At 56.9% G+C, this 23518-nt stretch carries 25 protein-coding genes; 8 read left to right on the forward strand and 17 right to left on the reverse strand.

From position 1 onward, the window contains the following. Nucleotides 1-186: 186 nt before the first annotated feature. Complete coding sequence (gene mutY / locus CIK95_RS11910) at nucleotides 187-1209, reverse strand: A/G-specific adenine glycosylase (RefSeq protein WP_094467101.1); 1023 nt, start codon at nucleotides 1207-1209, stop codon at nucleotides 187-189. 97 nt (nucleotides 1210-1306) lie between these two features. Here mutY and CIK95_RS11915 point away from each other — a divergent pair, with 97 nt between their 5' ends. The 4 genes from CIK95_RS11915 (at nucleotide 1307) to CIK95_RS11935 (ending at nucleotide 4148) form a co-directional block, all read left to right on the forward strand. Continuing rightward, nucleotides 1307-1924: a hypothetical protein gene (locus tag CIK95_RS11915; RefSeq protein WP_094467102.1), complete on the forward strand. Its 618-nt coding sequence runs from the start codon at nucleotides 1307-1309 to the stop codon at nucleotides 1922-1924. A gap of 665 nt (nucleotides 1925-2589) precedes the next feature. Beyond that, nucleotides 2590-2889, forward strand: a complete 300-nt coding sequence (locus CIK95_RS11925; protein WP_094467104.1) for a hypothetical protein — start codon at nucleotides 2590-2592, stop codon at nucleotides 2887-2889. 66 nt (nucleotides 2890-2955) lie between these two features. Beyond that, on the forward strand, nucleotides 2956-3648 hold the full coding sequence (locus CIK95_RS11930) for a 5'-methylthioadenosine/adenosylhomocysteine nucleosidase (protein ID WP_094388598.1): 693 nt from the start codon (nucleotides 2956-2958) through the stop codon (nucleotides 3646-3648). 17 nt (nucleotides 3649-3665) lie between these two features. Beyond that, complete coding sequence (locus CIK95_RS11935; protein ID WP_022309793.1) at nucleotides 3666-4148, forward strand: S-ribosylhomocysteine lyase; 483 nt, start codon at nucleotides 3666-3668, stop codon at nucleotides 4146-4148. Between the two features lie 155 nt (nucleotides 4149-4303). Here the strand turns inward: CIK95_RS11935 and CIK95_RS11940 are convergent, their stop codons facing one another. From CIK95_RS11940 to CIK95_RS11965, 6 genes are all read right to left on the reverse strand, one after another. After that, complete coding sequence (locus CIK95_RS11940) at nucleotides 4304-5059, reverse strand: exodeoxyribonuclease III (RefSeq protein ID WP_094467119.1); 756 nt, start codon at nucleotides 5057-5059, stop codon at nucleotides 4304-4306. 20 nt (nucleotides 5060-5079) lie between these two features. Next, nucleotides 5080-5673 carry a GTP cyclohydrolase I FolE gene (gene folE / locus CIK95_RS11945; RefSeq protein ID WP_022309795.1) on the reverse strand — a complete coding sequence of 198 codons (594 nt, stop codon included), beginning with the start codon at nucleotides 5671-5673 and terminating at the stop codon, nucleotides 5080-5082. Between the two features lie 19 nt (nucleotides 5674-5692). Then, nucleotides 5693-6325, reverse strand: a complete 633-nt coding sequence (locus CIK95_RS11950; RefSeq protein WP_094467105.1) for an SPOR domain-containing protein — start codon at nucleotides 6323-6325, stop codon at nucleotides 5693-5695. An 83-nt stretch (nucleotides 6326-6408) separates the two neighbouring features. Then, nucleotides 6409-8481 (reverse strand): BT_3928 family protein, encoded by a 2073-nt coding sequence (locus CIK95_RS11955; RefSeq protein WP_094467106.1) that lies wholly within the window; start codon nucleotides 8479-8481, stop codon nucleotides 6409-6411. Next, nucleotides 8468-9019 (reverse strand): DUF1599 domain-containing protein, encoded by a 552-nt coding sequence (locus tag CIK95_RS11960; protein ID WP_094384487.1) that lies wholly within the window; start codon nucleotides 9017-9019, stop codon nucleotides 8468-8470. Before CIK95_RS11960 ends, CIK95_RS11955 begins: the two co-directional genes overlap by 14 nt. An 80-nt stretch (nucleotides 9020-9099) precedes the next feature. Then, nucleotides 9100-9513, reverse strand: a complete 414-nt coding sequence (locus CIK95_RS11965; protein WP_094467107.1) for a hypothetical protein — start codon at nucleotides 9511-9513, stop codon at nucleotides 9100-9102. 291 nt (nucleotides 9514-9804) lie between these two features. Between CIK95_RS11965 and CIK95_RS11970 the strand changes: the two genes are divergently transcribed. After that, nucleotides 9805-11229: a CCA tRNA nucleotidyltransferase gene (locus CIK95_RS11970; RefSeq protein ID WP_094467108.1), complete on the forward strand. Its 1425-nt coding sequence runs from the start codon at nucleotides 9805-9807 to the stop codon at nucleotides 11227-11229. Nucleotides 11230-11425: 196 nt separating this feature from the next. Here CIK95_RS11970 and CIK95_RS11975 read toward each other — a convergent pair whose 3' ends face one another. From CIK95_RS11975 to era, 3 genes are all read right to left on the reverse strand, one after another. Then, entirely contained in the window at nucleotides 11426-11821 is a 396-nt protein-coding gene (locus CIK95_RS11975; RefSeq protein WP_094467120.1) for a hypothetical protein, read from the reverse strand. A 54-nt stretch (nucleotides 11822-11875) separates the two neighbouring features. Next, nucleotides 11876-13189 (reverse strand): ribosome biogenesis GTPase Der, encoded by a 1314-nt coding sequence (gene der / locus CIK95_RS11980; RefSeq protein ID WP_022309802.1) that lies wholly within the window; start codon nucleotides 13187-13189, stop codon nucleotides 11876-11878. Between the two features lie 98 nt (nucleotides 13190-13287). Continuing rightward, complete coding sequence (gene era / locus CIK95_RS11985) at nucleotides 13288-14169, reverse strand: GTPase Era (protein ID WP_022309803.1); 882 nt, start codon at nucleotides 14167-14169, stop codon at nucleotides 13288-13290. Between the two features lie 243 nt (nucleotides 14170-14412). On the opposite strand from era, the gene CIK95_RS11990 reads away from it, so the two are divergent. Genes CIK95_RS11990 through CIK95_RS12000 form a run of 3 tightly spaced genes read left to right on the forward strand, consistent with a single transcriptional unit; the run spans nucleotide 14413 to nucleotide 17060 of the window. Beyond that, nucleotides 14413-15537, forward strand: coding sequence for a glycosyltransferase family 4 protein (locus CIK95_RS11990; protein WP_144007832.1), 1125 nt, complete (start codon nucleotides 14413-14415; stop codon nucleotides 15535-15537). Next, nucleotides 15528-16652, forward strand: coding sequence for a glycosyltransferase family 4 protein (locus CIK95_RS11995; RefSeq protein WP_158215138.1), 1125 nt, complete (start codon nucleotides 15528-15530; stop codon nucleotides 16650-16652). Before CIK95_RS11990 ends, CIK95_RS11995 begins: the two co-directional genes overlap by 10 nt. A gap of 27 nt (nucleotides 16653-16679) precedes the next feature. Continuing rightward, on the forward strand, nucleotides 16680-17060 hold the full coding sequence (locus CIK95_RS12000) for an MmcQ/YjbR family DNA-binding protein (RefSeq protein ID WP_094467111.1): 381 nt from the start codon (nucleotides 16680-16682) through the stop codon (nucleotides 17058-17060). Between the two features lie 747 nt (nucleotides 17061-17807). On the opposite strand, the gene CIK95_RS12010 is transcribed toward CIK95_RS12000, so the two are convergent. The 7 genes from CIK95_RS12010 to CIK95_RS12040 all read right to left on the reverse strand — a co-directional run bounded on the left by CIK95_RS12010 (nucleotide 17808) and on the right by CIK95_RS12040 (nucleotide 23516). Beyond that, nucleotides 17808-18824, reverse strand: a complete 1017-nt coding sequence (locus CIK95_RS12010) for a beta-ketoacyl-ACP synthase III (protein ID WP_094384498.1) — start codon at nucleotides 18822-18824, stop codon at nucleotides 17808-17810. Further along, nucleotides 18824-19009, reverse strand: coding sequence for a 50S ribosomal protein L32 (gene rpmF / locus CIK95_RS12015; protein WP_022309808.1), 186 nt, complete (start codon nucleotides 19007-19009; stop codon nucleotides 18824-18826). Before rpmF ends, CIK95_RS12010 begins: the two co-directional genes overlap by 1 nt. 18 nt (nucleotides 19010-19027) lie before the next feature. After that, nucleotides 19028-19555 (reverse strand): DUF177 domain-containing protein, encoded by a 528-nt coding sequence (locus CIK95_RS12020; RefSeq protein WP_094384500.1) that lies wholly within the window; start codon nucleotides 19553-19555, stop codon nucleotides 19028-19030. Between the two features lie 141 nt (nucleotides 19556-19696). Next, nucleotides 19697-21109 carry a DUF6080 domain-containing protein gene (locus CIK95_RS12025; RefSeq protein WP_094422928.1) on the reverse strand — a complete coding sequence of 471 codons (1413 nt, stop codon included), beginning with the start codon at nucleotides 21107-21109 and terminating at the stop codon, nucleotides 19697-19699. Between the two features lie 2 nt (nucleotides 21110-21111). Next, nucleotides 21112-22518, reverse strand: coding sequence for a DUF6080 domain-containing protein (locus CIK95_RS12030; RefSeq protein ID WP_094467113.1), 1407 nt, complete (start codon nucleotides 22516-22518; stop codon nucleotides 21112-21114). Nucleotides 22519-22543: 25 nt separating this feature from the next. After that, nucleotides 22544-22948, reverse strand: a complete 405-nt coding sequence (locus CIK95_RS12035) for a GtrA family protein (protein WP_094467114.1) — start codon at nucleotides 22946-22948, stop codon at nucleotides 22544-22546. Further along, complete coding sequence (locus CIK95_RS12040) at nucleotides 22914-23516, reverse strand: HAD family hydrolase (RefSeq protein WP_094467115.1); 603 nt, start codon at nucleotides 23514-23516, stop codon at nucleotides 22914-22916. Before CIK95_RS12040 ends, CIK95_RS12035 begins: the two co-directional genes overlap by 35 nt. Nucleotides 23517-23518 lie beyond the last annotated feature (2 nt).

Genomic DNA, 23518 nt, shown 5'->3' on the forward strand with positions numbered 1-23518 from the left:
TTGTTTACTCCTCGCCCGTTAAGGGCTGTAAGTATTAATGTATTATAAATCGCTGCAAAGATAATGAAAATATGAGAATAAGCCAACATAATCGGCAATTAACGTGACTTTTGTCCTTCTGCCGGCGGCCTGGCGAGCATCCGCTGCCACCGTCGGCGTGACGGCAGAGGCGACGGGCAGCGACGGCTACCTGTCGGCGAGCAGTTTGTCCATCAGCCGTGGCATGGCGTAGCCCTCGCGCTCGTCGGGGGTGGCCCAGCGATATTCCTTCAGCAGCTGCGCTATCGGCGGGAGGCCATAGGGCAGCGGCTCATGGTCTGTCAGACGGGTAGCGTCGATACGGATGAGCTGGGCATAGATGGTCTGGTGGGTGAGCACATGCTTGACCACGCGCCCGGCATCGTCGAGCGACGCGGCGTCGCCCTCTACGAGCACAGGTTCCCACAGCGATCGCCAGATGTCATCGGTGCCGCGGCGGTGGAAGAGCACCTCGTGCGCGCGCGTAATATAATAATAGGTGAAGTAGCGGTCGCGGTGCTTCACACGGCCCTCCTTGACGGGGAAGGAGGCCGTCTGCCCGAGGCGGCGAGCCTCACACATGTCGGCAAATGGGCAGCTGCCGCAAGCGGGACCTTTGGGTTTGCACTGCAGGGCGCCAAAGTCCATCATGGCCTGGTTCCAGTGGCCTGCCTCGTCGGTCGGGCAGAGCGCGTCGGCCAACTGCTGAAACTCGTGCTTGCCCTGGGTAGAGTCGATGGGGGTAGAGATGGCGAAGATGCGGGCAAGGATGCGATAGACATTGCCGTCGACGGCGGCATGGGGCAGCCCGAAAGCCATCGAGGCGATGGCGGCAGCGGTGTAGTCGCCCACTCCCTTGAGGCGACGTATCTCCTGGTAGGTATCGGGAAAGGCTCCGCGCTCCACTATCTGCCGTGCTGCGGCGTGGAGATTGCGTGCCCGCGAGTAGTAACCCAGTCCTTGCCACAGCTTGAGCACCTCGTCTTCGCTGGCGGCAGCCAGGTCTGCCACAGTAGGATAGGCGTGCATGAACCGCAGCCAGTACTTCGTGCCCTGGCTGATGCGTGTCTGCTGGAGGATAATCTCGGAAAGCCAGATGGCATAGGGGTCGCCGCATCCGCGCCAAGGGAGCTCGCGCCAGTGGCGATGAGCCCACTTGAAGAGAGCGGCCGAAAATGCTTTATTGTCCATAATCGTCACAAAATTACGCATTTTTTTCACCTTACTGGCGGCTTTCTCGCTTTTTCTACCTATCTTCGCAGCAAATAATCAGAAAACCATCAAGCGTATGACCACCACCCTCTTCTCGCGCCCGCTATGGGCCATAACCCTCATGTCGGCTCTCGTGCTGACTGGTTGCAAACCCAAGACTTCGGCTGCCGACGCCACACCGCAGGAGAAACGGGCGGCAGCGGCTCTGGCCCAGCCTGCCACGGAGCAGGAAATCAAGATGCGCTGTATCTCGATAGAGCGCGCCATAGACATAGCCGACCTCGTAGAGACGAGCGGCACAGCGGTGAAGGGACTGCGCGAGGCTGGGAAGGTGGACGAGATGATGGTCGAGATGGGCTATGTGCGCAGCGCCATCAACGAAATCTACCAGGTGGGACGCGCCACCATCTACACCCAGGGCTGCGACGCCGACGAGATGGGGAGCATGGTCAACGTAAGTAGCGACAAGGCCACGCTCGTAGCCATAGCCGGTGCCGGCCAACCCGCCACGGCTCCGCTCGTGAGTATTTCGATGACCGACGAAGAGGTGTGGAACAAGCTGCGCCACGAGATGGGGGCGCTGGGGTTCCAGGGTCCTGAAGGCGAGTTGTCCAACGGCCACGGCTACAAGATTTTCGCCGACCGCTTCTTGAGCGGCAACGGTTTTGTCATCCACTTGAGCAGAGAGCAGTGAGCCGATGACAGAAGCATGAGTAGCCCATCGTGGACGCTACGCACCCCTGGCAACTCTGTAGGAGTTGCGCTTCCCCAGCCCAGGGTTGAGGCGTGCAGCGCCTCTACCCATGACGGCGGTATTATTAGCCCATCGTGGACGCTACGCACCCCCGGCAACTCTGTAGGAATTGCTGCTTCCCCAGCCCAGGGTTGAGGCGTGCAGCGCCTCTACCCATGACGGCGGTATTATTAGCCCATTGTGGACGGTACGCACCCCCAGCAACTCTGTAGGAGTTGCGCTTCCCCAGCCCAGGGTTGAGGCGTGCAGCGCCTCTACCCTGGGTATTGATACAAAAAAGGATAGCAACACTGTAAGTGTTGCGCTTAGCCGAAGGCGTTATTCTCAATCCAATAATCTCCTCCACCAAATAGCAGCCCATTATCCTGCTGCGGGTAACGCCTACGGCTAATCGCAACTCCTTCAGAGTTGCCACATTACTTATGCAGCACCCAGGGTAGCGGACTTCGCCCGCAACCCTGGGCTATGAAATCGCAACTCCTACAGAGTTGCTGCTGCTTGTGGAGGTTCCGAGTAGGAGCCCCTCCCCTGCCCCTGTATGGAAGTCCATTCTTGCTGTGTTTAAGGTGATTGTATGACACTCATTCGCCTTGGGAACGGCTGGGATGGGGCCTCTTATTGGCTTCTTCCCCTTTGGATTTTCTGGAATGGGGCTTGCAGGCGGACGCTACGCATCCAACGACGACTCTGCCGGGCATGCAAACAAATGGAAGGCGAAGCATGAAACGGGAAATGCAAACTCGGAAATAGTGGTATCGGTGCATGAAACCGTAAAATCAAACCATGAAATGAGCGCCGAGGGCATGGGCAGGACTTTCTGCCCTACCCCGAAGATGGCGACAGCCGTGGCGCGGCATCCCGGCATGGCCAATATGGGTAGGGAGGCGGCGGTTAGGGTTATTTAACTATTATTTAGGCCCACATATAGGCTTATTGGCGTAATTTTGCAGAACAAATTAAAGACAGAGATTATGAAGATAGCAATAATCGTGGCTATGGACAAGGAGTTTGCCCAACTGGCAAAACTGCTGGACCACGCCACGACCACAGAGCATCACGGCAGAACCGTGGTGACGGGAGAGATGGGGCGCCACACGCTCATACTGCAACAGAGCGGCATAGGCAAGGTCAACGCTGCCATCTGCACGGTGGAGATGATAAACCGCTACAAGCCCGAGCTGGTAATATCGACCGGCGTGGCTGGCGGCGCCGACCCCACACTCGACGTACAGAACGTGGTGGTGGGCACCGAGTATGCCTATCACGACGTGTACTGCGGCGACGACAACGACTACGGTCAGGTGCAGGGCATGCCGACACGCTATAGTGCCGCTGCATGTGTGGCAGAAGCCATAGACCGCACCATGGCAGAGAGCGAGGTGACGCTGCGCAAGGGCCTCATCGTGAGCGGAGACTGGTTTGTGAACAGCCGCGAGAAGATGCGCGAAATCATGGGCCACTTCCCCGAAGCCCAGGCTGTGGATATGGAGAGCTGCGGCATCGCCCAGACCTGCCACATCTATGGCGTGCCCTTTGTCTCGATGCGCATCATCAGCGATGTGCCGCTGCGCGACGACAAGGCTGCCATGTACGTGGACTTCTGGGACCGTCTGGCCGACAACTCATTCGGCGTGACGCGCCGCTTCCTCGACAACATCAAATAAATCACAACAAGAGAAATATGGAGAAGATACCAAGTTTTACGATAGACCACGAGCAGCTGCTGCGTGGCATCTATGTGAGCCGCAAGGACCAGGTGGGCGGCGAGGTGGTCACCACCTTTGACATACGCATGAAGGAACCCAACCGCGAACCGGCTCTGCACGTGGGCGCCATCCACACGATAGAGCATCTGGCTGCCACCTATCTGCGCAACGATGAAGAGTGGCGCGACCGCGTCATCTACTGGGGCCCTATGGGTTGTCTTACAGGGTGCTATCTGCTGTTGAGAGGAGACCTGAAGAGCAGCGATATCGTGGAGCTGATGAAGCGCACGTTTGAGTTTGTGGCCAACTTTGAAGGCGAGATACCCGGCGCTGCACCGAGAGACTGTGGCAACTATCTGCTGCACGACCTGCCGATGGCCAAATGGGAGTCGCGCAAGTATGTGGATGAGGTGCTGACAGACATCAAGCCCGAAAACATGACTTACCCTAACAAGTAAGCCGACAGAGACCACTCCTGACGACCGCTACGCCAGCCGCGCCTTGGCCGGAGGCTGAGAGAGGGTCGGAAAAGAAATATCCGCAATGCCCAAAAGGGAGGCATTGCGGATATTATCGTATAGGGCGAGGCTGTAGAGACCTCGGGAGCGTCGGGTCAGCCCAAGTCGAGGTCTACCTCTACGGGGCAGTGGTCGCTACCCATAATCTGGGTGTGTATCTTGGCTTCTGACACATGGGGGGCGAGGCTCTCGGAGACGAGGAAGTAGTCGATGCGCCACCCGGTGTTCTTCTCACGGGCGCGGAAGCGGTAAGACCACCAGCTGTAGGTCACCTCGTCGGGGTGCAGACGGCGGAAGGTGTCGACAAAGCCACTGTCGAGCAGACGGGTCATGGCCTCGCGCTCCTCGTCGGTAAATCCGGCGTTGCGGCGGTTGGTCTTGGGATTCTTGAGGTCTATCTCCTCGTGGGCCACATTCATGTCGCCACAGACGACGACGGGCTTGTGGGCGTTGAGGCGGAGCAGATAGTCCTGGAAGTCGCGCTCCCACTGCATGCGGTAGTCCAGACGGCGCAGCTCGTCCTGTGAATTGGGCGTATAGACCGTGACGAGATAGAACTGGGGCATCTCGAGCGTGATGACGCGACCCTCGTGGTCGTGCTCGTCGATGCCTATGCCATAGGCGACGCTCAACGGCTCGTGGCGGGTGTAGATGGCTGTGCCGGAGTAGCCCTTCTTGTCGGCATAGTTCCAGTAGGAGTGGTAGCCGTCAAACTGGAGGTCGAGCTGGCCAGCCTGCATCTTGGTCTCCTGCAAGCAGAAGAAGTCGGCGTCCAACTCGCGGAAGATATCTTCAAAGCCCTTGCCCACACAGGCACGCAGGCCATTGACATTCCATGAGATAAATCGTATCATAACGTAGTGTTTGAGGGTTAGAAACGGCGGCTCTCGCCACGGAGGAGGTTCATAAACTCTTCGCGGGTCTTGGCCTGGTTGAAGGCGCCACTGAAGTCGCTCGTGGTGGTGATGGAGTTCTGCTTCTCGACGCCGCGCATCTGCATACACATGTGCTTGGCCTCGACCACGACCATCACGCCCAGCGGGTGTAGGGTCTCGTCGATGCACTCCTTAATCTGCTGGGTGAGCCGCTCCTGCACCTGCAGTCGGTGGGAGAAGATATCGACCACCCGGGCTATCTTGCTCAGTCCGGTAATGTAGCCATTGGGGATGTAGGCTACATGAGCCTTGCCGTAGAAGGGCAACATGTGGTGCTCGCACATAGAGAAAAAGTCGATATCCTTGACGATTACCATCTGGCTGTACTCCTCCTTGAAGAGGGCATCGGTCAGTACCTTCTTGGGGTCCTGCTGGTAACCTCGGGTGAGCACCTGCATGGCTTTGGCCACACGCATGGGAGTCTTCTGGAGCCCCTCGCGCTGTGGGTCTTCGCCCAGAAGGGCAAGGATATCATGATAATGGGAAGCCAGCTCGTCGAGCCCGGGCCGGTATTCTGGTTCTATTGTCATTGTAGTTGTCTGTTAGCAATCAGTATTGGACGGTGATTTTTCCCTTGACGATGGTGGCCGACTTGTAACCCATCTTCTTGAGTTGTCCGAGCATCCACGCCGCTTCCTCATAGTTGCGGTAGTTGCCCACACGGCAAATCCATCGGGGCGAATAGAAATGAACGTAGACGGGTTGGTTAGGGAATTTCATCTTTATGGCGTTGCGGACACGCTCAGCCGCGATGCGGTCTTGGCGGGTGTTACCTCCGGCGTAGGCCTGTACACGGTAACCGGTAATCTTGTAACCGTTGCGCATGACCTTCTTGCTCATATCCACGGCAGGTGTCTCTTCTTCGTTTTCGTTGTGATTGGCGGATGGGCTGTGGGGTGCATCCTTGTGGGGCTTGTCGCCGTGGGCAGCCACGGGCTTGTCGCCGGGCTTACGGGCGTCGGCAGATGTTGTGGGGTGATTGGTCTTGGTCTGAGTCTTGGCGTCGGCAGCTGGCGTCTGAACCTTGCCATTGACGAGCCTGTCTATCTCCTCACTCTGGGTCACGGTGACAATACCTTTGCCCGCCTCGGTCTTGCGGATATGTTGCATGAAATTCTGCGCGCGGGCAGAAGTCAGCGAGCCGATGATGGCGACGAGAATGATGGCAAGTAATCTACTCATTTATCTAAGGATTAAGTAAAAGGGCATCGGGCTTCCCCCGACCCGTAGGTCATGAAGCCAGATGCCCTGTAATGGTTTAGCGATTATTTCTTCCAAGCGTCGATGATGCCCTTGAAGTCAGCAGCCTTCAGAGAAGCACCACCGATAAGACCACCGTCGATGTCGGGCTTGGCGAAGAGCTCAGGAGCGTTGGAAGCCTTGCAGCTACCGCCGTAGAGGATTGATGTCTCGTCGGCAACTTCCTGACCGTACTTCTCGGCAACGATAGAACGGATGTAAGCCAGCATCTCCTGAGCCTGGTCAGAAGTAGCAGTCTTGCCGGTACCGATAGCCCAGATGGGTTCGTAAGCCAGAATGATGTTCTTCCACTCCTCAGCAGTGAGGTTGAATACAGAACCGTCGAGCTCGGCCTTTACAACCTCGTTCTGACGCTCTGCCTCGCGCTCCTCGAGAGTCTCACCGCAGCAGAAGATAACCTTCAGACCGTTGGCGAGGGCGAGCTGTACCTTCTCCTTCAGCATCTCAGCGGTCTCGCCGTAATACTCGCGACGCTCTGAGTGGCCGAGGATAACATACTGAGCTCCGGTAGACTTAACCATAGCGGCAGAAACCTCACCGGTGTATGCACCCTTCTCCTTGTCGGCACAGTTCTCAGCACCCAGACCCACTACGTTGGCGTCGAGCACCTGGGCTACGCTTGCCAAGTGGATGAAAGGAGTACAGATTACTACATCGCAGTTAGGCTTTTCCTGTACCAAAGCCTCGTTAATCTCCTTTGCGAGAGCTACGCCCTCCTGCAGGTTCAGATTCATCTTCCAGTTACCTGCTACAATTTTCTTTCTCATTTTCTTGTTGTTTTTATTGAAGTTAAAGTATCTCATTTTTGATTCCTTGTTTCTCACCCAGCGGCTCCAGGCCCACAGTCTGTCGGCAATGACGAGCAACACGAGGGGCAGCACAAACCAGGAGAGGATGGAGGCTATCTTGCGCGCCACGCTGACATCGTCCATCTGGCCTATCTCTATCTGGGCGAGCGGGCCGTTGAGTTCTTCCGACTTGGGCAGCCCGTTGTGGCTCCACTTGCGTATCACGGTGCCGTCCTTGATGAGCACCAGCCCCGGGTTGCTGCGTATGACGGTCTTCAGCGTGGTCTCGTCGCTCATGCAGAAGGGGTACTCGGCTCCGGTGATGTCGCGCCAGTGCTGTATGGCATCCTCGCCACTCGCCGTGAGGCAATAGAACGGCACTCCTTGCGCCTGACAGTACTCGTAGAGTTGGTCTATATCGCCGAAATTGGTATCATCGGCACTCTCGAGATGGGGCGAGACGAGCAGGAAGGTATATCCCTTGTCGTCGAGTATCTGCTGGGTGATGTCGTCACCGGTAGCATTGTCGGTAATGGTAAAGTCGTGGATGGGAGGCACATAGCCTTCTTCCACCAGTTCACTCTTGCGTTCTACGAATGTCCATGTGGAGTCGGGATAGTTGTCGAGGGTAAACTCGCGACGCTCCCCGTTTTTCTCCATCACAAAGGTATTCTCGTAGCGGGGCATCTTGGCGCCCTCGGGTATCTCCATACCCTCGCGGATGTTGGCTCCCACATGATAGGGGCGGAAATCGAAGCGCGGCAGCAGGTACAGGCTGTAGATGCTGGTGGCTACGATATAGATGACGGTATAGTTGACGACTATCCACTGGTTGTTCTCCGACACGAAGCGGAACATACGCTCGCGGCAGCGGCACACCACTACGGCACAGGCCGTGAGCACCACGTTCTTGAGCAGTGTCTGCACATTGGTGAGGGTGATGGCGTCGCCGAAGCAGCCACAGTCGCTCACGGGGTTGGCTATCGCTATCCACACCGTGATGAGGGTCATCACCGCCATAAACGCCAGTATCACCCGGGTGGTAAACCGACGGCGTATGGCGAAGAGGATGAAGATGCCCAACGCAAACTCGAGAGATGCCAACGCCACCGACGAACCCAGCGTGAGCCAGTCGGGCACGTAGTCGCCAATCGAAAGCGCCGTGAGATAATCGCGTATCTTGTACTGGGTACCCAGAGGGTCGATGGCCTTGACATATCCCGAGAAGATGAATGTCACTGCCAGCACCGCACGGCAGATATTGGTCGCTATGGTCTTAAGCCTGTTCACTCTCTTTCAACTTGATGGCACCAAATACGGCATAGTTGATTACATCCATATAGTTGGCGTCTATGCCTTCAGACACGAGCACCTGGCCATGCAGGTCCTCGATTTCCTTGATACGTTCTATCTTGGTGAGAATAAGGTCGGTATAGCTGCTCACACGCATAGAACGCCACGCCTCGTCGTAGTCGTGGTTCTTGCGTATCATGAGTTCCAGGACTTCAGCGGCATAGTGGTCGTAGAGACCGAGAGCCTCGGCGGGGGTGATATCCACGCTGTCGGCAAAACCTCGCGCAAGCTGGATAAGACCTATAATGCCATAATTGATAAGGGCGATAAACTCCGGACGGATGCCCTCGCCTACCAGCGACTCTTTCTTGATCTCGAGAGAGCGTATGCGCTTGGCCTTAATGTACAACTGGTCGGTAAGCGATGATGGACGCAATATGCGCCATGATGCTCCGTAGTCGTGGAGTTTCTTTTCAAAAAGCGAGCGACACTCGCTGACCGTATCCTTAAACTGGTCTTCTGTATTTACTGCCATATATATATAATAGGTAGTGCAAAGTTACTGATTTATCAAGAAACAGCAAAACTTTGCCGACACGATTTGCCGTGCCCGTATTATTTTTCCTGTTGGCGGCGGTGTATCACGCGCACCGTACCCACAAGCACATCATAGCGCACCTGCAGCGAGTCGCGGCGTATGCCAATGAAGTTGCGCTCGCGGATGGTCTTGGCAGCCTCCATCTCGGCGATGGTCGACTGGAGAGCCGAGTCGGTGCGGGCGATGTCGGCCTGGGCGATGCGCAACGACGCATCCTGCCAGATGGGGAGCACACGGCGACGGGCCTCAACCTCCTTGGGATAACGCTGGCGCAGCGAGGTGATAGAGTCAAGCACCGTCTGATACTTGCCATCGGCATAGAGCTGCTCTATCTGGGCCACAAGCGCTGCGGCATTGTCACTCTCTGTGGGGCCACACGACAGCAGCGTCACAGCAGCTACTGCCGTCAAAAAGAATACCTTTGCTTTCATACATGCAAACTTACACAATTTTTCTGAGGTGGGGAAACAAATGGCGTAAAAGTTTTCGGGCTGACTGCCAAACCAGACCTGGCTGCGCCCAGACCATTCTGCCGACCCGCACGGCCACACCTGCGCCTGCTTCACCCCACCCGGCACAGTCTGTGACCGCATACAGGACGCCCACAAGCCAGCAGGGGTGAGATTTTCAGCCATCCACTTGCGAGGACGGCTTAAAATGAGTAACTTTGCAGTAACCTATCGGCGACGCCAGGTAACGGCGCGCCTCAGCAGACATAGATTATGAGAAATTATACTGACGCTGAGCTGGCTCAGCTACTTGACAAGGATATATTCAAGACCATCGGCCGCGTAGCCGACCACCTGCACATGGAGTGCTATGTGGTGGGCGGATACGTGCGCGACCTGTTTCTGGAGCGGGCTTCCAATGACATCGACGTGGTGGTCGTGGGAAGCGGCATCCGTGTGGCCGAAGAACTCAAGGGCCAACTGGGACGAAAGGCGCATCTGTCGGTATTCCGCAACTTCGGCACCGCACAGGTGAAGTACCGCGACCTCGAGGTAGAATTTGTGGGTGCGCGCAAGGAAAGCTACAGCCACGACAGCCGCAAGCCTCATGTCGAGGACGGAACGCTGGAAGACGACCAGAACAGACGCGATTTCACCATTAACGCCCTTGCCATCTGCCTCAACCACGACCGCTTCGGCGAACTCGTAGACCCCTTCGACGGCGTGTACGATATGGAGGACGGCATCATACGCACCCCCCTCGACCCCGACATCACCTTCTCTGACGACCCGTTGCGCATGCTGCGCTGCATCAGGTTTGCCACCCAGCTCAACTTCTACATCGAAGACGAGACCTTCGACGCCCTGGGCCGCAATGCCGAGCGCATCAAGATTATCAGTGGCGAGCGTGTCATGGAGGAGCTCAACAAGATTATGGCCACGCCCACCCCGAGCAAGGGATTTGTAGACCTGCACCGCTGCGGCCTGCTCCAGATACTCATGCCCGAACTTACCAATCTCGACATTGTGGAGACACGCAACGGCAAGAAGCACAAGAACAATTTCTACCACACTCTCGAGGTTCTGGACAATGTGGCGCGCCACTCCGACAACATCTGGCTGCGCTGGGCAGCCTTGCTCCACGACATAGGCAAGACCAAGTCGAAGCGCTGGGACCCTCTGCAGGGATGGACATTCCACAACCACAACTTCATAGGCGCCAAGATGGTGCCCCCGCTCTTCCGCAGACTCAAGCTGCCTATGGACGCCAAGATGAAGTATGTCCAGAAGATGGTGGACCTGCACATGCGCCCCATCGTGATAGCCGACGAAGAGGTGACCGACAGTGCCGTGAGACGACTCATCAATGATGCCGGCGACGACATCGACGACCTGATGATACTCTGCGAGGCCGACATCACCAGCAAGAACCATGAGCGCAAGCAGCGCTTCCTCGACAACTTCGCCGCCGTGCGCGTGAAGCTCGCCGACCTCAAGGAGCGCGACTACAAGCGCTTGCTGCAGCCCGTCATCGACGGCAACGAGATTATGGAGATGTTTCATCTGCAGCCCAGCCGCGAGGTGGGAGCCCTCAAGCAGACGCTGAAAGACGCCGTGCTCGACAACCGCGTGCCCAACGAGCGCGAACCGCTCATGGCGCTACTCATGGAGAAGGCCCGCAGCATGGGCATAGTCTGACTGGGCCACAGCCCATATATAATAAGGTATAGGAAAACAACAATGCCTCCGCCTCCGTCGGAGCAGGGCTATAGAAAAGACAAGAGGAAACGGACTGCCGTTTCCTCTTGCTTGTTTATACGGGTGATGACAGATGCCGTCGGCACCTCACGCCCCTCACGCAGCCCAAGTCTGCCCGAGCCTCGCCCGAGACCGCTTAGCGCATATACCACACCCCATTGTAGCACACCATGGGCACCACAATCTCCTCGCGGGTGCTGTCGGCGAAGGTGAGCATCACAAAGGCGTTGCCCTGATGGCGCGCAGTGTCGACCAGAGCGCCTACGGCAGCGACGTCACAGATGCCGCCACGCTCCTTCTGCTGCTGGGCCACATACATACGGGCATTGGCGATGAGCTGTTCGCGATAGCTGTCGGGAATACTGTCGGGGCGGTAAGTGCCGTCGACAAAGTGGTCGTACTGGCCATGGATCAGATGGTCGTAATAGACCTTGGCGGTCTGCGCCACCACGTCGTCAGACTTGGGCTCAGGGCCACAAGCCACGAAGAGCACGGCCACTACAGCCGCGAGTGTGAATATCAGTTTGCGCACGTTGACGGTGATTGCATCTGCCCCCGACACAAGGCCGGGGGCAGACTATGGTTATTATTTCTGGCGTATGAACACGTTGATGGGACAACCGTGCATAGACCAGTTTTCGCGTATCTTGTTCTCGAGGAAGCGACGGTAAGGCTCCTTGATATACTGGGGCAGATTGGCATAGAACACAAACGAAGGGATTTGCGTGTTGGGCAACTGCGTACAGTACTTGATTTTGATATACTTGCCTTTGGTCGATGGGGGTGGCGTAGCCTCGATAATAGGCAGCATCACCTCGTTGAGTTTGGATGTTCCGACGTGGGCCTTGCGGTTCTGGTAGACCTCCTTGGCGGTCTCGAGCACGCGGAAGATGCGCTGCTTGGTGAGCGCCGAAGCGAAGATGATGGGGAAATCGACAAAGGGTGCCATGCGGTTGCGTATGGCGTTGGTGAAGGTATCGATGACCTTCTGGTCCTTGTCGGCCACGAGGTCCCACTTGTTGACCACCACCACGAGCGACTTGTTGTTCTTCTGGATGAGCTGGAAGATGTTCATATCCTGCGCCTCGATGCCTCGGGTGGCGTCAATCATCAGGATGCAGACATCGCTGTGCTCGATGGCACGGATGGAGCGCATCACGGAATAGAACTCCAGGTCCTCAGACACCTTGTTCTTGCGGCGTATACCGGCGGTATCGACGAGATAGAAGTCAAAGCCGAACTTGTCAAACCGTGTGTAGATACTGTCACGGGTGGTGCCGGCAATCTCGGTGACGATGTTGCGGTCTTCGCCGATGAAGGCATTGATGATGCTGCTCTTGCCGGCATTGGGTCGGCCTACGACGGCAAAGCGGGGGATATCGTCTTCCACATCCTCCTTGGCCTCAAGGGGCAGACGGTCGAGGATGGTGTCGAGCAGGTCGCCCGTACCGCCACCGGTGGCGGCGCTGATGCAGAAGGGATCGCCCAGACCGAGGCTGTAGAACTCGGCAGCCTCATAGTATTCGGCACTGTTGTCTACCTTGTTGGCCACAAGGATTACGGGCAGCTTGGCACGGCGCAGGATGAGCGCCACATCCTCATCCCAGTCAGTGAGACCGGTCTCGACATCTACCAGGAAGAGCACCAGGTCGGCCTCTTCGGTGGCGACGAGCACCTGCTTGCGGATAGCGTCCTCGAAGACGTCGTCAGAGTTGACTACCCATCCACCGGTATCGACTACCGAAAATTCTTTTCCATTCCATGAACATTTGCCATACTGGCGGTCACGCGTAGTACCAGCCGTGTCGCTCACTATGGCGTGCCGGCTCTGCGTGAGTCGGTTGAAGAGAGTAGATTTGCCCACATTGGGGCGACCTACGATAGCTACTAAATTTGCCATTTCTGTGTTTGTTTGTTTTGCTGAAGTTTAACATTCTCCGGCCCTCGCCCTTGGTCGGCGAGAGTACCCCCTACGTCTCATCAGGGGGGAGTGATATATTATTCGGGGTTATACCCGAAGTTGTTCAGTTCGCGCTGGGAGTTGCGCCAGTCCTTGTCGACCTTGACAAAGACCTCGAGGAAGATTTTCTTGTCGAAGAACTTCTCCAGGGCCTTGCGCGCCTCGCTGCTTACCTTCTTGAGCGCCACGCCCTGATGCCCGATTACGATGCCTTTCTGTGAGTCGCGCTCCACATAGATGACGGCATTGATATGTATATTGGTGTCGGTCTCCTTGAATCGCTCCACTGCGACCTCTACTGAGTAGGGTATCTCCTTGTCATAATACAGGAGAATCTTCTCGCGGATGATTTCGGAGACAAAGAAGCGGGCGGGCTTGTCGGTGAGCTGGTCTTTGCCGAAATAGGCGGGCGACTCGGGCAGCAGTTCTTTGATGCGCTTCATCAGCGGGGCGGTGCCAAACTTGTTTTTGGCCGACACGGGCAGTATCTCTGCATTGGGCAGCAGCGCGTGCCAGCGCTCCACGATGTCGCCGAGGGTTTTCTGGTCGCTCTGGTCTATCTTGTTGATGAGCAGCAGCACGGGTATGGTCATCTTGGCCACCTTGGCGAGGAAGTCGGCGTTCTTCTCGGGATTTTCCACCACGTCGGTGACATAGAGCAGCACGTCGGCATCGGCAAGGGCCGACTCCGAGAAGGCCAGCATCATCTCCTGCATCTTGTAGTTGGGCTTGAGCACTCCGGGAGTGTCAGAGAAGACTATCTGGCAGTCGTCGTCGTTGACGATGCCCATGATGCGGTGACGGGTGGTCTGGGCCTTGAAGGTGGCGATGCTGATGCGCTCGCCTACGAGCTGGTTCATCAGCGTAGATTTACCCACGTTGGGGTTGCCTACGATATTTACAAATCCTGCTTTGTGCATAGTTACATCCAAAATAGGCTGCAAAATTAACCATAAATCCTGAGATAGAGGCACTGAGAGGCAAAAAAGTAGTCTGCAAGGGGTCAAAAAAGTGCTTGCCGACGCCTTTGCCCCATCCCTCTGCGCGTCGGGCTCACCCATAGGCGGGCAGAGAAATATCGCCGCCCACGACAAAATAGTCGGGGAGATGCTTGGCAGAGAGGGAGAAAAAAGATAACTTTGCTTGCAGACAACAGAGTGATTATGCAACCTAAGATATGTTTTGTCACCACAGGCGACATACGCGTCAACGCCACCGCCAAGCGCGCGCTGGGCATGGCGCGTCCGCTCGATGGACTGGGATGGAAGGTGGCGGTAGTCCTGGAAGACACCGCCGAGAACCGCCACCGCGCGGCATTGGAGTGTGGTGACGCCACAGAACTGGTGTTCTTCCGCCAGCACTCGGCGACAGACGAGATAAGGACCAAGAGCGCCATCGTAGCCCGTCTGCATCCCGACGTGCTCTACATCAGTGCGCCAGTGGTGCGCAACATGGTAGCCGCACCGCGTGGCTGCCGACGGGTGGTGGAGCACTCGGAGCTGGCGTCTCATAATACCGACGTTCACGGACTGATGTGGCTCAAGGTGATGGCGATGGAGCTGTGGTCGATAGTCCAGGCCGACGCGCTGGTCTGCGCCAGCCGCTATCTGATGGACATCTTCGGGCGCCGGGCGCACCGCATGCTGTGCCGCACGCCCATGCTCTACCTGCCCTACGCCTACAACACCACCGTGTGCCACCCCATGGTTATAGACCGCGACACGGTGGCCGACGGGCGCTATGCCGGGCGATGGATATGCTGCTACATGGGCAGCCTCACCGACAACTATGGCGCGCTGACCATGACCGACGCCATAGACCGTCTGCGCAGCAGCCACCCCGAGGTGCTGCTCATCCTCATGGGTCGCGGCGACGCCGAGGACGAGGTGCGCAGGAGAATACGGGAGCGGGGCATGGAGCGCCATATCATGCTCACGGGATACGTGAGCGAAGAGGAGATAGACTTCTACTTCTCGCTCGCCGACGCCTTCATCTCGCCGATGCACGACACGCCTCAAGACTGGGCGCGGTGTCCCAGCAAGCTCTATATGTATCTGCCCTACGACCGCCCCATCGTCACCTGCCGCGTGGGAGAGCCGCTCGCCACGCTGGGCGACAAGGGCGTATACTACCAGCCTGGCGACGCCGACGACATGGCACATCAGATAGGGAAGCTGATAGACTCTGGCGCGACCCGACTGGGCATCGACGCCAGCCGCCACACATGGCAGGCGCGCGCAGAGGTGTTTGACCGATGGATAAGAAAGGAGACAGGATTATGCGAATAGTGTTCTGGCAAAACTGTATAAGCCCCCATCAGATGCCGTTTATCACCAGGCTCGCCGACGACCCTCGCGTAGACGAGGTGGTGGTGGTGGCAGAGGTCGACGTGCCCCCCGAGCGCCGGCAGATGGGGTGGGACTCGCTCTACGACGCCAACAACCGCACGTGCCGCATCTATCTGCATCCCGGCGACGACGACATACGCCGGCTGCTGGACCAGAGGGCGGCGGAGAGCTGGCATATATTCATGGGCATCAGAGCCTTCGGCTACGTGTTCCATTGCCTCCGGCTGAGCATGGACTACCCCGTGAGGCGCGCCATGATGTCTGAGCGCCCCAACACCTACGCCCTAGGACTGGCCAACGGCAAGCCGCTGTGGCTGCACCGCCTGCGCTTCATGCTGCGCGACAGGAGATACGCCGGGCATATAGAGCGCGTGTTTGCGATAGGCGCGATGGCGGCCGACTATTTCGGCTCGGCCAGCAAGCACTGGCAGGTGAGCCGGTTTGCCTACTGCACCGAGTCGCCCGTCATCACCACGCCCCCACCCCATGACCAGCGGCTGCGGCTGCTGTTTGCGGGCTCGCTGGAGTGGTACAAGGCTCCGCTCACCCTGCTCAAGAGTCTGCTGATGACCAGAGATGGCGACGCCGCAGTGGCTTTCCATCTCGACATCATAGGCAACGGCAGTCAGCGGCGCAGCTTGCAGCAGTTTATCGCTACCCACTGTCTCGCCAACCGCATCAACATGGTGGGCACGGTGCCCCACAACCGCATGGCAGAGTGGATGGGCAGAAGCGACGTACTGGTGCTGCCGAGCGTCTACGACGGCTGGGGAGCGGTGGTCAACGAGGCGTTGCTTGCCGGCAGCTATGTCATCGTGAGCGATGCCTGTGGCGCTGCCGACCTGTTGGGCGACAGCAGGTTGGGCAGGGTCTTTCATGCCGGCGACGCCAAAGGACTGGCGCGCATCATCGCCGACTGCCACTGCCGCCTCGACAGCATACGCGCCGACCGTCAATGGCGCCGCCAATGGGCTATAGAGCACATCAGCGGCCCACGCATAGCCCGATACTTCATCGACTGTCTCTGCGGCGATGACATCGAGCCGTTATATTAACTCTTATCACACAAGCAACTGTATATCATGGACATCGAACAACTACGCGACTATTGTCTCTCGCTGCCTCTGGTGACCGAAGACATGCCCTTCGGCGACACCACGCTGGTCTTCCGCGTAAGGGGCAGGATATTTGCGCTCACCGACCTGGAGCGCCCCACGCTGGTGAGCCTCAAGTGCGACCCCGAACTGGCCATCGCCCTGCGCGAACGCCATGAGGGCATAGCCGGCGCCTACCACATGAACAAGAAGCACTGGAACCAGGTGGCGCTCGACGCCCTCCTCCCCGACACAATGATAGAGAGCATGGTGCGCCACAGCTACGGCGAAGTGGTCAAGAAGCTCACGCGCCGCGAGTGCACCGACTACCCCGAACTGACGAGCATAGATACGAGGGTAGTCGATTAGACTAAGCCCAAAACCACGCTGATAGCCCCCGCCTGCGCACCGACCATCACCGCCACCACATTGCTCGCACCCACCATACCACAGAAATTTCTACTCAGCGCACCGACCCTCCCCGCCACCACATTGCTCGCACCCACCATACCACAGAAATTTTTACTCAGCGCACCGACCCTCCCCGCCATAATCCTCAAAAGAGTAAAGTGCATGACTGCCAACGCCGTCACCACGTTGACGGGCTCGTATCGGACGACGCGGAAGCTCGTATCGGACGAAACGGATGCTCGTATCGGACGGTGCGGATGCTCGTGCCTTCCGACACGAGCCGCCAAAGGTGGTCTCGGCGCTCGCCGGGATGGTCATAAATTCTGCAGAGATGGTCACGAGACTGACAAAGGTCATCTGGAGTATCGCAAAGACCATCGGCGTGCTACGCTGCGGCTATCCGCGTACTCAGTACTGGCAGCAGAAGACTGCGCATTGTCATCGGCAGGCAGCGCATTGCCATCAGTAGGCAGCGCATTGCCATCAGCAGGCAGCGCATTGCCATCGGGGTGCAGCGCATTGCCATCGGGGTACTACGCTGCGGCTATCCACTTGGTTGTGAAGAGCTATGGGGAAAACAGGAAGAAGATGAGGGAACGGGTGCCGCAGGCGGCGGCGCTTGGGAACAAAAAAAGCGTGTCGACATTGCCGGTTGGCTTTGTCTACACGCTTTTATGATTGACCACAAAAAGAGTGGTATGCTGTTTACTTCTTTGCTACATCCGAGCCGTTGTAAGCCCACTTGTAGTATGAGGCTCCATGAACGAAGCCGGCACCAAAGGCGGTGAACACAATCTTGTCGCCCTTCTTGAGCAGATGCTCATTGTCCCAAAGGGCCAATGGAATGGTGGCGGCACTGGTGTTGCCATAATGGTCGATATTGATCATCACGCGGTCGAGATTGAGCTCGGCACGCTTGGCTACAGCCTCGATGATACGGAGATTGGCCTCGTGAGGTACAACCCAATCGACATCCTCGCCCTTGAGGTTGTTGCGCTTGAGTATCTCCAGCACGTCGTCGCTCATGTTGGTTACCGCATAGCGGAACACGGTGCGTCCCTCCTGATAGAGGTAGTGCAGACGATGATCGACGGTGAAATGAGATGCAGGACAAACCGAGCCACCTGCCTTCATGTGAAGGAAGGGAAGGCCCTTGCCATCAGTGCGCAGATAGGAGTTCTGCACACCCACACCTTCCTCTGTAGTAGCCTCGACCAGTACTGCGCCGGCACCATCGCCGAAGAGCACACATGTCTGGCGGTCAGTATAATCAATTAGTGAAGACATCTTGTCAGCACCGATGACGATTATCTTCTTGTAGCGACCACTCTGAATCATCGATGCAGCTACATCGAGCGAGTAGAGGAATCCGCAACAAGCAGCCTCAAAGTCGAAGGCGAAAGCGTTCTTCAGCCCCAACTTGCCTACCACAATCGACGCGGTAGAAGGGAACTTGTAGTCAGGAGTGGTGGTGGTAACGATAAGTGCGTCGATGGTATCAGGATCAACGCCTGTCTTGGCGATAAGCTGCTTGGCTGCCTTGCGAGCCAGATAGCTGGTGCCAAGACCTTCCTCGGTGAGGATGCGGCGCTCCTTGATGCCAACGCGAGTCATTATCCATTCATCGCTGGTATCGACCATGCGCGACAACTCCTCATTGGTGAGGATATAGTCGGGTACGTAACCACCAATGCCTGTGATAATTGCGTTTATTTTCTCCATTATTCAGCTGTTTCCTTAACAACAGCTACTTTACCACGATAGTAACCGCAAGTACTGCAAACGGTATGATATACATAGTAAGCGCCACAGTTAGGACATACGGCGAGTGTAGGAGCTACTGCCTTGTCATGAGTTCTTCTCTTAAGTGTACGAGTCTTCGACTGTCTTCTTTTAGGATGTGCCATTGTTGTGTAATTTTTAATTTAATCTTTAATATTCAGTTGCCTAAGGGCCTCCCAACGAGGGTCTACGTTATGCTCTTCATCCTCTTCACCACTTCGGGAGGTGGAAAGTTCATCAAGAACCTTCATCATGGCAGGGTTGCATTTTCCAGGTGCATGCACATGCCTGATAGGGATATTCAGAACGATAAATTCGTAGACAAACCATGCGACATCGAGTATTCCTTCGTCCTCGTTGACAGTCACAAGGTCATCGTCTTCGGAGTATTCGTCCCCAAATTTGACTACGAGCCTCTCGTCACAGGCGACAGGCTGAAGCATGTCGTCGAGACACAGGTCGCAAGGTACTATAACCTGACCTTTTATATCAAACATCAACTCAAAGAAGCTCTCATTCCGGCTGACAGTCAATCGCAAATCAAGCTGACCACGCTTAATATCCGGGGCCTCAATGGCCTCAAAAAAAGCGTCGTCAAGTTTGATGTCGACGGTGGTCAAACCTTCTTGCAAACCTTTCAAGTCGATTTTCAAAGGTGCCAAATTGTACATTTCGGCTGCAAAGTTACTAAAATTCAGATAAACAGCAAAGGAATTGTCAGTTTATTTTACGCTCCCATTCAGCACTTTAGCATATTCGGCGATGGTCGGCAGCCCGCCATACTATACCTTATTATATATAGGGGGCATGGTTCAGGTAAGGTAGCCCACGATGAGACTGCCATTGTAAATCCACAGCCAAAGGGCGAACATGATGGTGACAGCGCGCACCGCCACGCCCATGCGGCCGTGGGCAGAACGGAGCAGGTAGGCCATGGCGAGGGGGATGATGAAGGCCCACTGGGCGGTCATGATATACACCTCGTTGATGCCGAAGCCCAAGACGATATGGACAAACATGTCGAAGGCGAACCAGGAGAATGCCATCCAGAAGAAACGGCTGCGGCGCGACGCCCAGATGCCCGCTGCAAAGAGCAGGGCGACAAGAGCCTCGACGCAGTAGTAGCCCCAGTGATCGTAGGGGACTATCATAGGACGGTTGTCCTTGAGGATATCCTGGAGGAGGACATTGCGGTGGAGCTGGATGGACTCGCCAAAGAGGTTTTCGACAATGCTCGCCCAGCGGTCGGTACTGCGGTCGGTCCAGGCCATAAATCCCTTCTTGGACATGGGGTCGCCAATCTTGGGATTGGCATGGTTGCGGCGGTATTTCTCCTGAGCCAGACGGCGGAGTATCTTGTTGACTCCCTGCTGGATAAGTCGGGGGTCGTGGGTAGTGGCTGTGTCGGCATAAGCCCTATAGAGGCTGTCGCGGAACGCCTTGTCCTGTGCCTTGAGCTTGGCCTTGGCGGCTATCTCTAAAGGCTCTGCCCAAGTGTGGTGTTCCAACTTGGCGACGCCCCATATCAGCGCCGACGGCAGGGCTATGGCGAGCAGCATGTAGCGCCACCGGAAGAGACGGCGGCCGTTGACGAAGAGCGCCGAGAGAAAGACCTTGACGCCATTGTTGAGCGACACGCCCGCCATGAGGAAGAACATCACCACCGTCTGCCATATCTTCATCGCGGCGCCCGTCTGCAACTGTCGGCCAGCCACATAGAGCACCACCATCATCATGCAGAGGGTGAGGTTGAAATGGTCGGGCACCATCACGGTGAGCATGATATACGCCATCGAGTAGAAGAAGGCCATGAGGAGCCACGCATCGGAGCGGGTGAGCCCCACGATTTCGCGCATGATGCGGAAGAAGAACACGGTGCCGTAGAACCCGAAGAACACCTCGACCACTGCCACCACGATGACGGCACAGTTGACGCCCGTGAGCCAGATGAGGGCCTGGTTGATAAGGTATGGCACGTACATGAAGATGGCAAGCAGCGGGTGGCGTATGATATTATACTGCCAACCGCTCCACTCGGACACCACGGAGTAGCTCCACGCGTCGAAACCTGACATGTGGAACGTGTCGCGAGCCATGTCGTGATAGTTGACACCAAGGGCAGACAACTGCGGGAAATACTGGGCGACGACGAGGGCATTGAGCGTCGCTATCACCACGAAAGCCACCACGGCGACGAGCCGCTCGGTGGGTTTTATCTTGAACATTTTCAGCATAGCATGTATTTGACGATGTGATAACCATTATAGGCATAGAGCCAGAGGGTAAGTGCCACGATGACACCACGGCAGAGGGGACGCCAGCGGGTGGGTCGGGCCAGCAGCGCAGCCATCGCCACGGGGATGACGAATATCCAGTGGGCAGTCATGATATATATCTCGTTGAGCCCAAAGCCTATCCCGACATGGAGCAGCATATCGAGGCCGAACCACGACAGACAGAGCCACAGCAGACGATTGCGCCGACCCATCCAGATGCCTGCCAGAAAGAGCGCGGCGATGATGGCCTCGACGACGTAGTTGACCGCCCAGCGATACTCGATAATCATGGGGCGGAAGCGGCTTTGGTCCTGAAGCAAGTAGTCGGGGTGCAGCTGGATAGACTCGCCGAAGAGATTTTCCACGACCGACGCCACGCGCGGCGAGGTCTTGTCGCTCCACCGCATAAACTCGCCCTGCATAAACGGCTTGCCTTTCTTGGGCTGGTGCTTGGGCTTGGGCTTGGCTGCCACTGGTGCCGGCTGTGCAGGAGACGGCTGCTGCGCCTTGAGCTGTGCCTCCCGCTTCTGCTCGGCACGCTTTTGGGCTATAGCCGCATGGCGGGCGTTCTCGCCGGGAGCCACGAGATAGTGATACTCATAGCGTGCGCCGACCCAGATGACCAAGGCGGGAACCACCACAGCAAGCAGCAGGAACTTGGGGCGGAAGAAGCGGCGGCCGTTGACCACGAGGCCAGAGAGGAAGACCTTCAGCCCGTTGTTGAGGGATATGCCGGCAGTGACCACAAACAGCACTATCGCCGCCGGCAATGACATCTGCAGGCGCCGCGTGATAAGCAAGCCCGAATAATAGAGGACAAAAAGCAGCACGCAGAGGGACAGCACGAAGTGGTCGGGCACCATGGCGGTGACCATGACAAAGGCAAAGGAATAGAGGAAGAACGACAGCAGACGGGCGTCGGTGCGCGCGAGTCCCATCACCTCGACCAGCAGACGGTAGAGGAACAGGAAGGCATACCACGCCGCCGCCACCTGGATGGCAGTCATGATGAAGAGGGCGCAGTTGATGCCGGTCATCCACATCAGCGCCTGATTGAGCAGGTAAGGTACCCACATCATAAACGCCAACAACGGATGGCGGTACACATTGTATCGTGCGTCCCAGTTGGAGACGACATAATAGGATATAGGGTCAAAGCCCGAGATGTGGAACTTACCGACAAAGAGGTTCCAGTAATGGTCGGTAATCGGGGTGAAGACTCCGTAATAATGGATGATGGTGAGGGCGTTGAGCGCCACCAGCAGCAGCGCCACAGCCAGCATCATCCACCGCTCGTCGCGGCGCAGCCGAAACAGGTGGCTCAGAGATATGGGTGTAGAGATAGGATTGTGGGTCATAGACAGTAACGTAAATCTGTGGGCATTACCTCTTGAGAAAAAATCTCACCAGGATAAAGTTGACGGGGACGCAGATGGCAAACATGGGGATAGGTGCCCAACTCTCGTCGACACCGAGCCATATCGCCACATTGAGCACGGCTATCTGCAGGAGATAGTTGACGGCATGGGAGAGGGCGAAACCGGCACCATGGCTCACGCAGGCCTTGACACGGAAGGTGTAGCGGGTGGAGGCGGTGAAGTTGAACGCGAAGCTGATGGCATAGGCGATGGTCATGGCCAACGAGGGTGCCAGCCTGGGCAGCAAGAGCCAATAGACACCATACTGTATGGCGGTGGCGATGACTCCCACGATGCCAAAGCGTACAATCTCGCCCACCGTCTGGCGTCGGCGGTTATCTGAAGGGCTTGTAGTATCCTTGGTCTGCATAGTCTAACATTTCTTTGTCGCCCCGGCTGTCGCCGAAGGCTGTCAGGTGATAATTGTCGCGGTCGGGAAAGACCTCTCTGATACGGCGCACCTTCTCGGGACCATAGCAGTTGTGCGTGGCAAAGCGTCCGGTGAGTCTGCCATCGCGGGTCTCGACCTTGGTGCCCAACACGACAGGCCGGCGGTGGGTTCCGGCGACCTCGTCGAAGAACGGCGCCACCCAGTTGTCGATGCTGGCGCTCACGATGGCCACCTCGGCGCCCTCTGTCAGTGCCCTACCCAACTCGCGGAGTCCCTCTTGGCGCAGCAAATGGCGATGGCTGCGGGCGAAATCGCGGCAGGCGGCATCGAAGCGTGCCTGTTCCCACCCGCCGAAGAAGTGGGCAAAGAGCCTCTGCTTGGCTTTGTAGTTGGGATAGAGGTGCATGAGCATCAGCACAATCCATGGCGAGCAGAGCGCAAAGCCCCACAACATCGCCCATCGGCCACAGGCGTGGCGGATAAAGGCTATCAGCGTGTCGCTATGGGTAAGCGTACCGTCGAAATCGAAGACAAAGAGTTGGCGCATGG

The organism is Prevotella sp. P5-108, from assembly GCF_002251385.1.
Lineage (GTDB): Bacteria > Bacteroidota > Bacteroidia > Bacteroidales > Bacteroidaceae > Prevotella.

Coding starts and splice junctions, on each gene's coding strand:
- mutY (WP_094467101.1), bottom strand. CDS start 1,209: ATGGACAATAAAGCATTTTCGGCCGCTCTCTTCAAGTGGGCTCATCGC.
- CIK95_RS11915 (WP_094467102.1), top strand. CDS start 1,307: ATGACCACCACCCTCTTCTCGCGCCCGCTATGGGCCATAACCCTCATG.
- CIK95_RS11925 (WP_094467104.1), top strand. CDS start 2,590: ATGGGGCCTCTTATTGGCTTCTTCCCCTTTGGATTTTCTGGAATGGGG.
- CIK95_RS11930 (WP_094388598.1), top strand. CDS start 2,956: ATGAAGATAGCAATAATCGTGGCTATGGACAAGGAGTTTGCCCAACTG.
- CIK95_RS11935 (WP_022309793.1), top strand. CDS start 3,666: ATGGAGAAGATACCAAGTTTTACGATAGACCACGAGCAGCTGCTGCGT.
- folE (WP_022309795.1), bottom strand. CDS start 5,673: ATGACAATAGAACCAGAATACCGGCCCGGGCTCGACGAGCTGGCTTCC.
- CIK95_RS11950 (WP_094467105.1), bottom strand. CDS start 6,325: ATGAGTAGATTACTTGCCATCATTCTCGTCGCCATCATCGGCTCGCTG.
- CIK95_RS11960 (WP_094384487.1), bottom strand. CDS start 9,019: ATGGCAGTAAATACAGAAGACCAGTTTAAGGATACGGTCAGCGAGTGT.
- CIK95_RS11965 (WP_094467107.1), bottom strand. CDS start 9,513: ATGAAAGCAAAGGTATTCTTTTTGACGGCAGTAGCTGCTGTGACGCTG.
- CIK95_RS11970 (WP_094467108.1), top strand. CDS start 9,805: ATGAGAAATTATACTGACGCTGAGCTGGCTCAGCTACTTGACAAGGAT.
- der (WP_022309802.1), bottom strand. CDS start 13,189: ATGGCAAATTTAGTAGCTATCGTAGGTCGCCCCAATGTGGGCAAATCT.
- era (WP_022309803.1), bottom strand. CDS start 14,169: ATGCACAAAGCAGGATTTGTAAATATCGTAGGCAACCCCAACGTGGGT.
- CIK95_RS11990 (WP_144007832.1), top strand. CDS start 14,413: ATGCAACCTAAGATATGTTTTGTCACCACAGGCGACATACGCGTCAAC.
- CIK95_RS11995 (WP_158215138.1), top strand. CDS start 15,528: ATGCGAATAGTGTTCTGGCAAAACTGTATAAGCCCCCATCAGATGCCG.
- CIK95_RS12000 (WP_094467111.1), top strand. CDS start 16,680: ATGGACATCGAACAACTACGCGACTATTGTCTCTCGCTGCCTCTGGTG.
- CIK95_RS12010 (WP_094384498.1), bottom strand. CDS start 18,824: ATGGAGAAAATAAACGCAATTATCACAGGCATTGGTGGTTACGTACCC.
- rpmF (WP_022309808.1), bottom strand. CDS start 19,009: ATGGCACATCCTAAAAGAAGACAGTCGAAGACTCGTACACTTAAGAGA.
- CIK95_RS12020 (WP_094384500.1), bottom strand. CDS start 19,555: ATGTACAATTTGGCACCTTTGAAAATCGACTTGAAAGGTTTGCAAGAA.
- CIK95_RS12025 (WP_094422928.1), bottom strand. CDS start 21,109: ATGTTCAAGATAAAACCCACCGAGCGGCTCGTCGCCGTGGTGGCTTTC.
- CIK95_RS12030 (WP_094467113.1), bottom strand. CDS start 22,518: ATGACCCACAATCCTATCTCTACACCCATATCTCTGAGCCACCTGTTT.
- CIK95_RS12035 (WP_094467114.1), bottom strand. CDS start 22,948: ATGCAGACCAAGGATACTACAAGCCCTTCAGATAACCGCCGACGCCAG.
- CIK95_RS12040 (WP_094467115.1), bottom strand. CDS start 23,516: ATGCGCCAACTCTTTGTCTTCGATTTCGACGGTACGCTTACCCATAGC.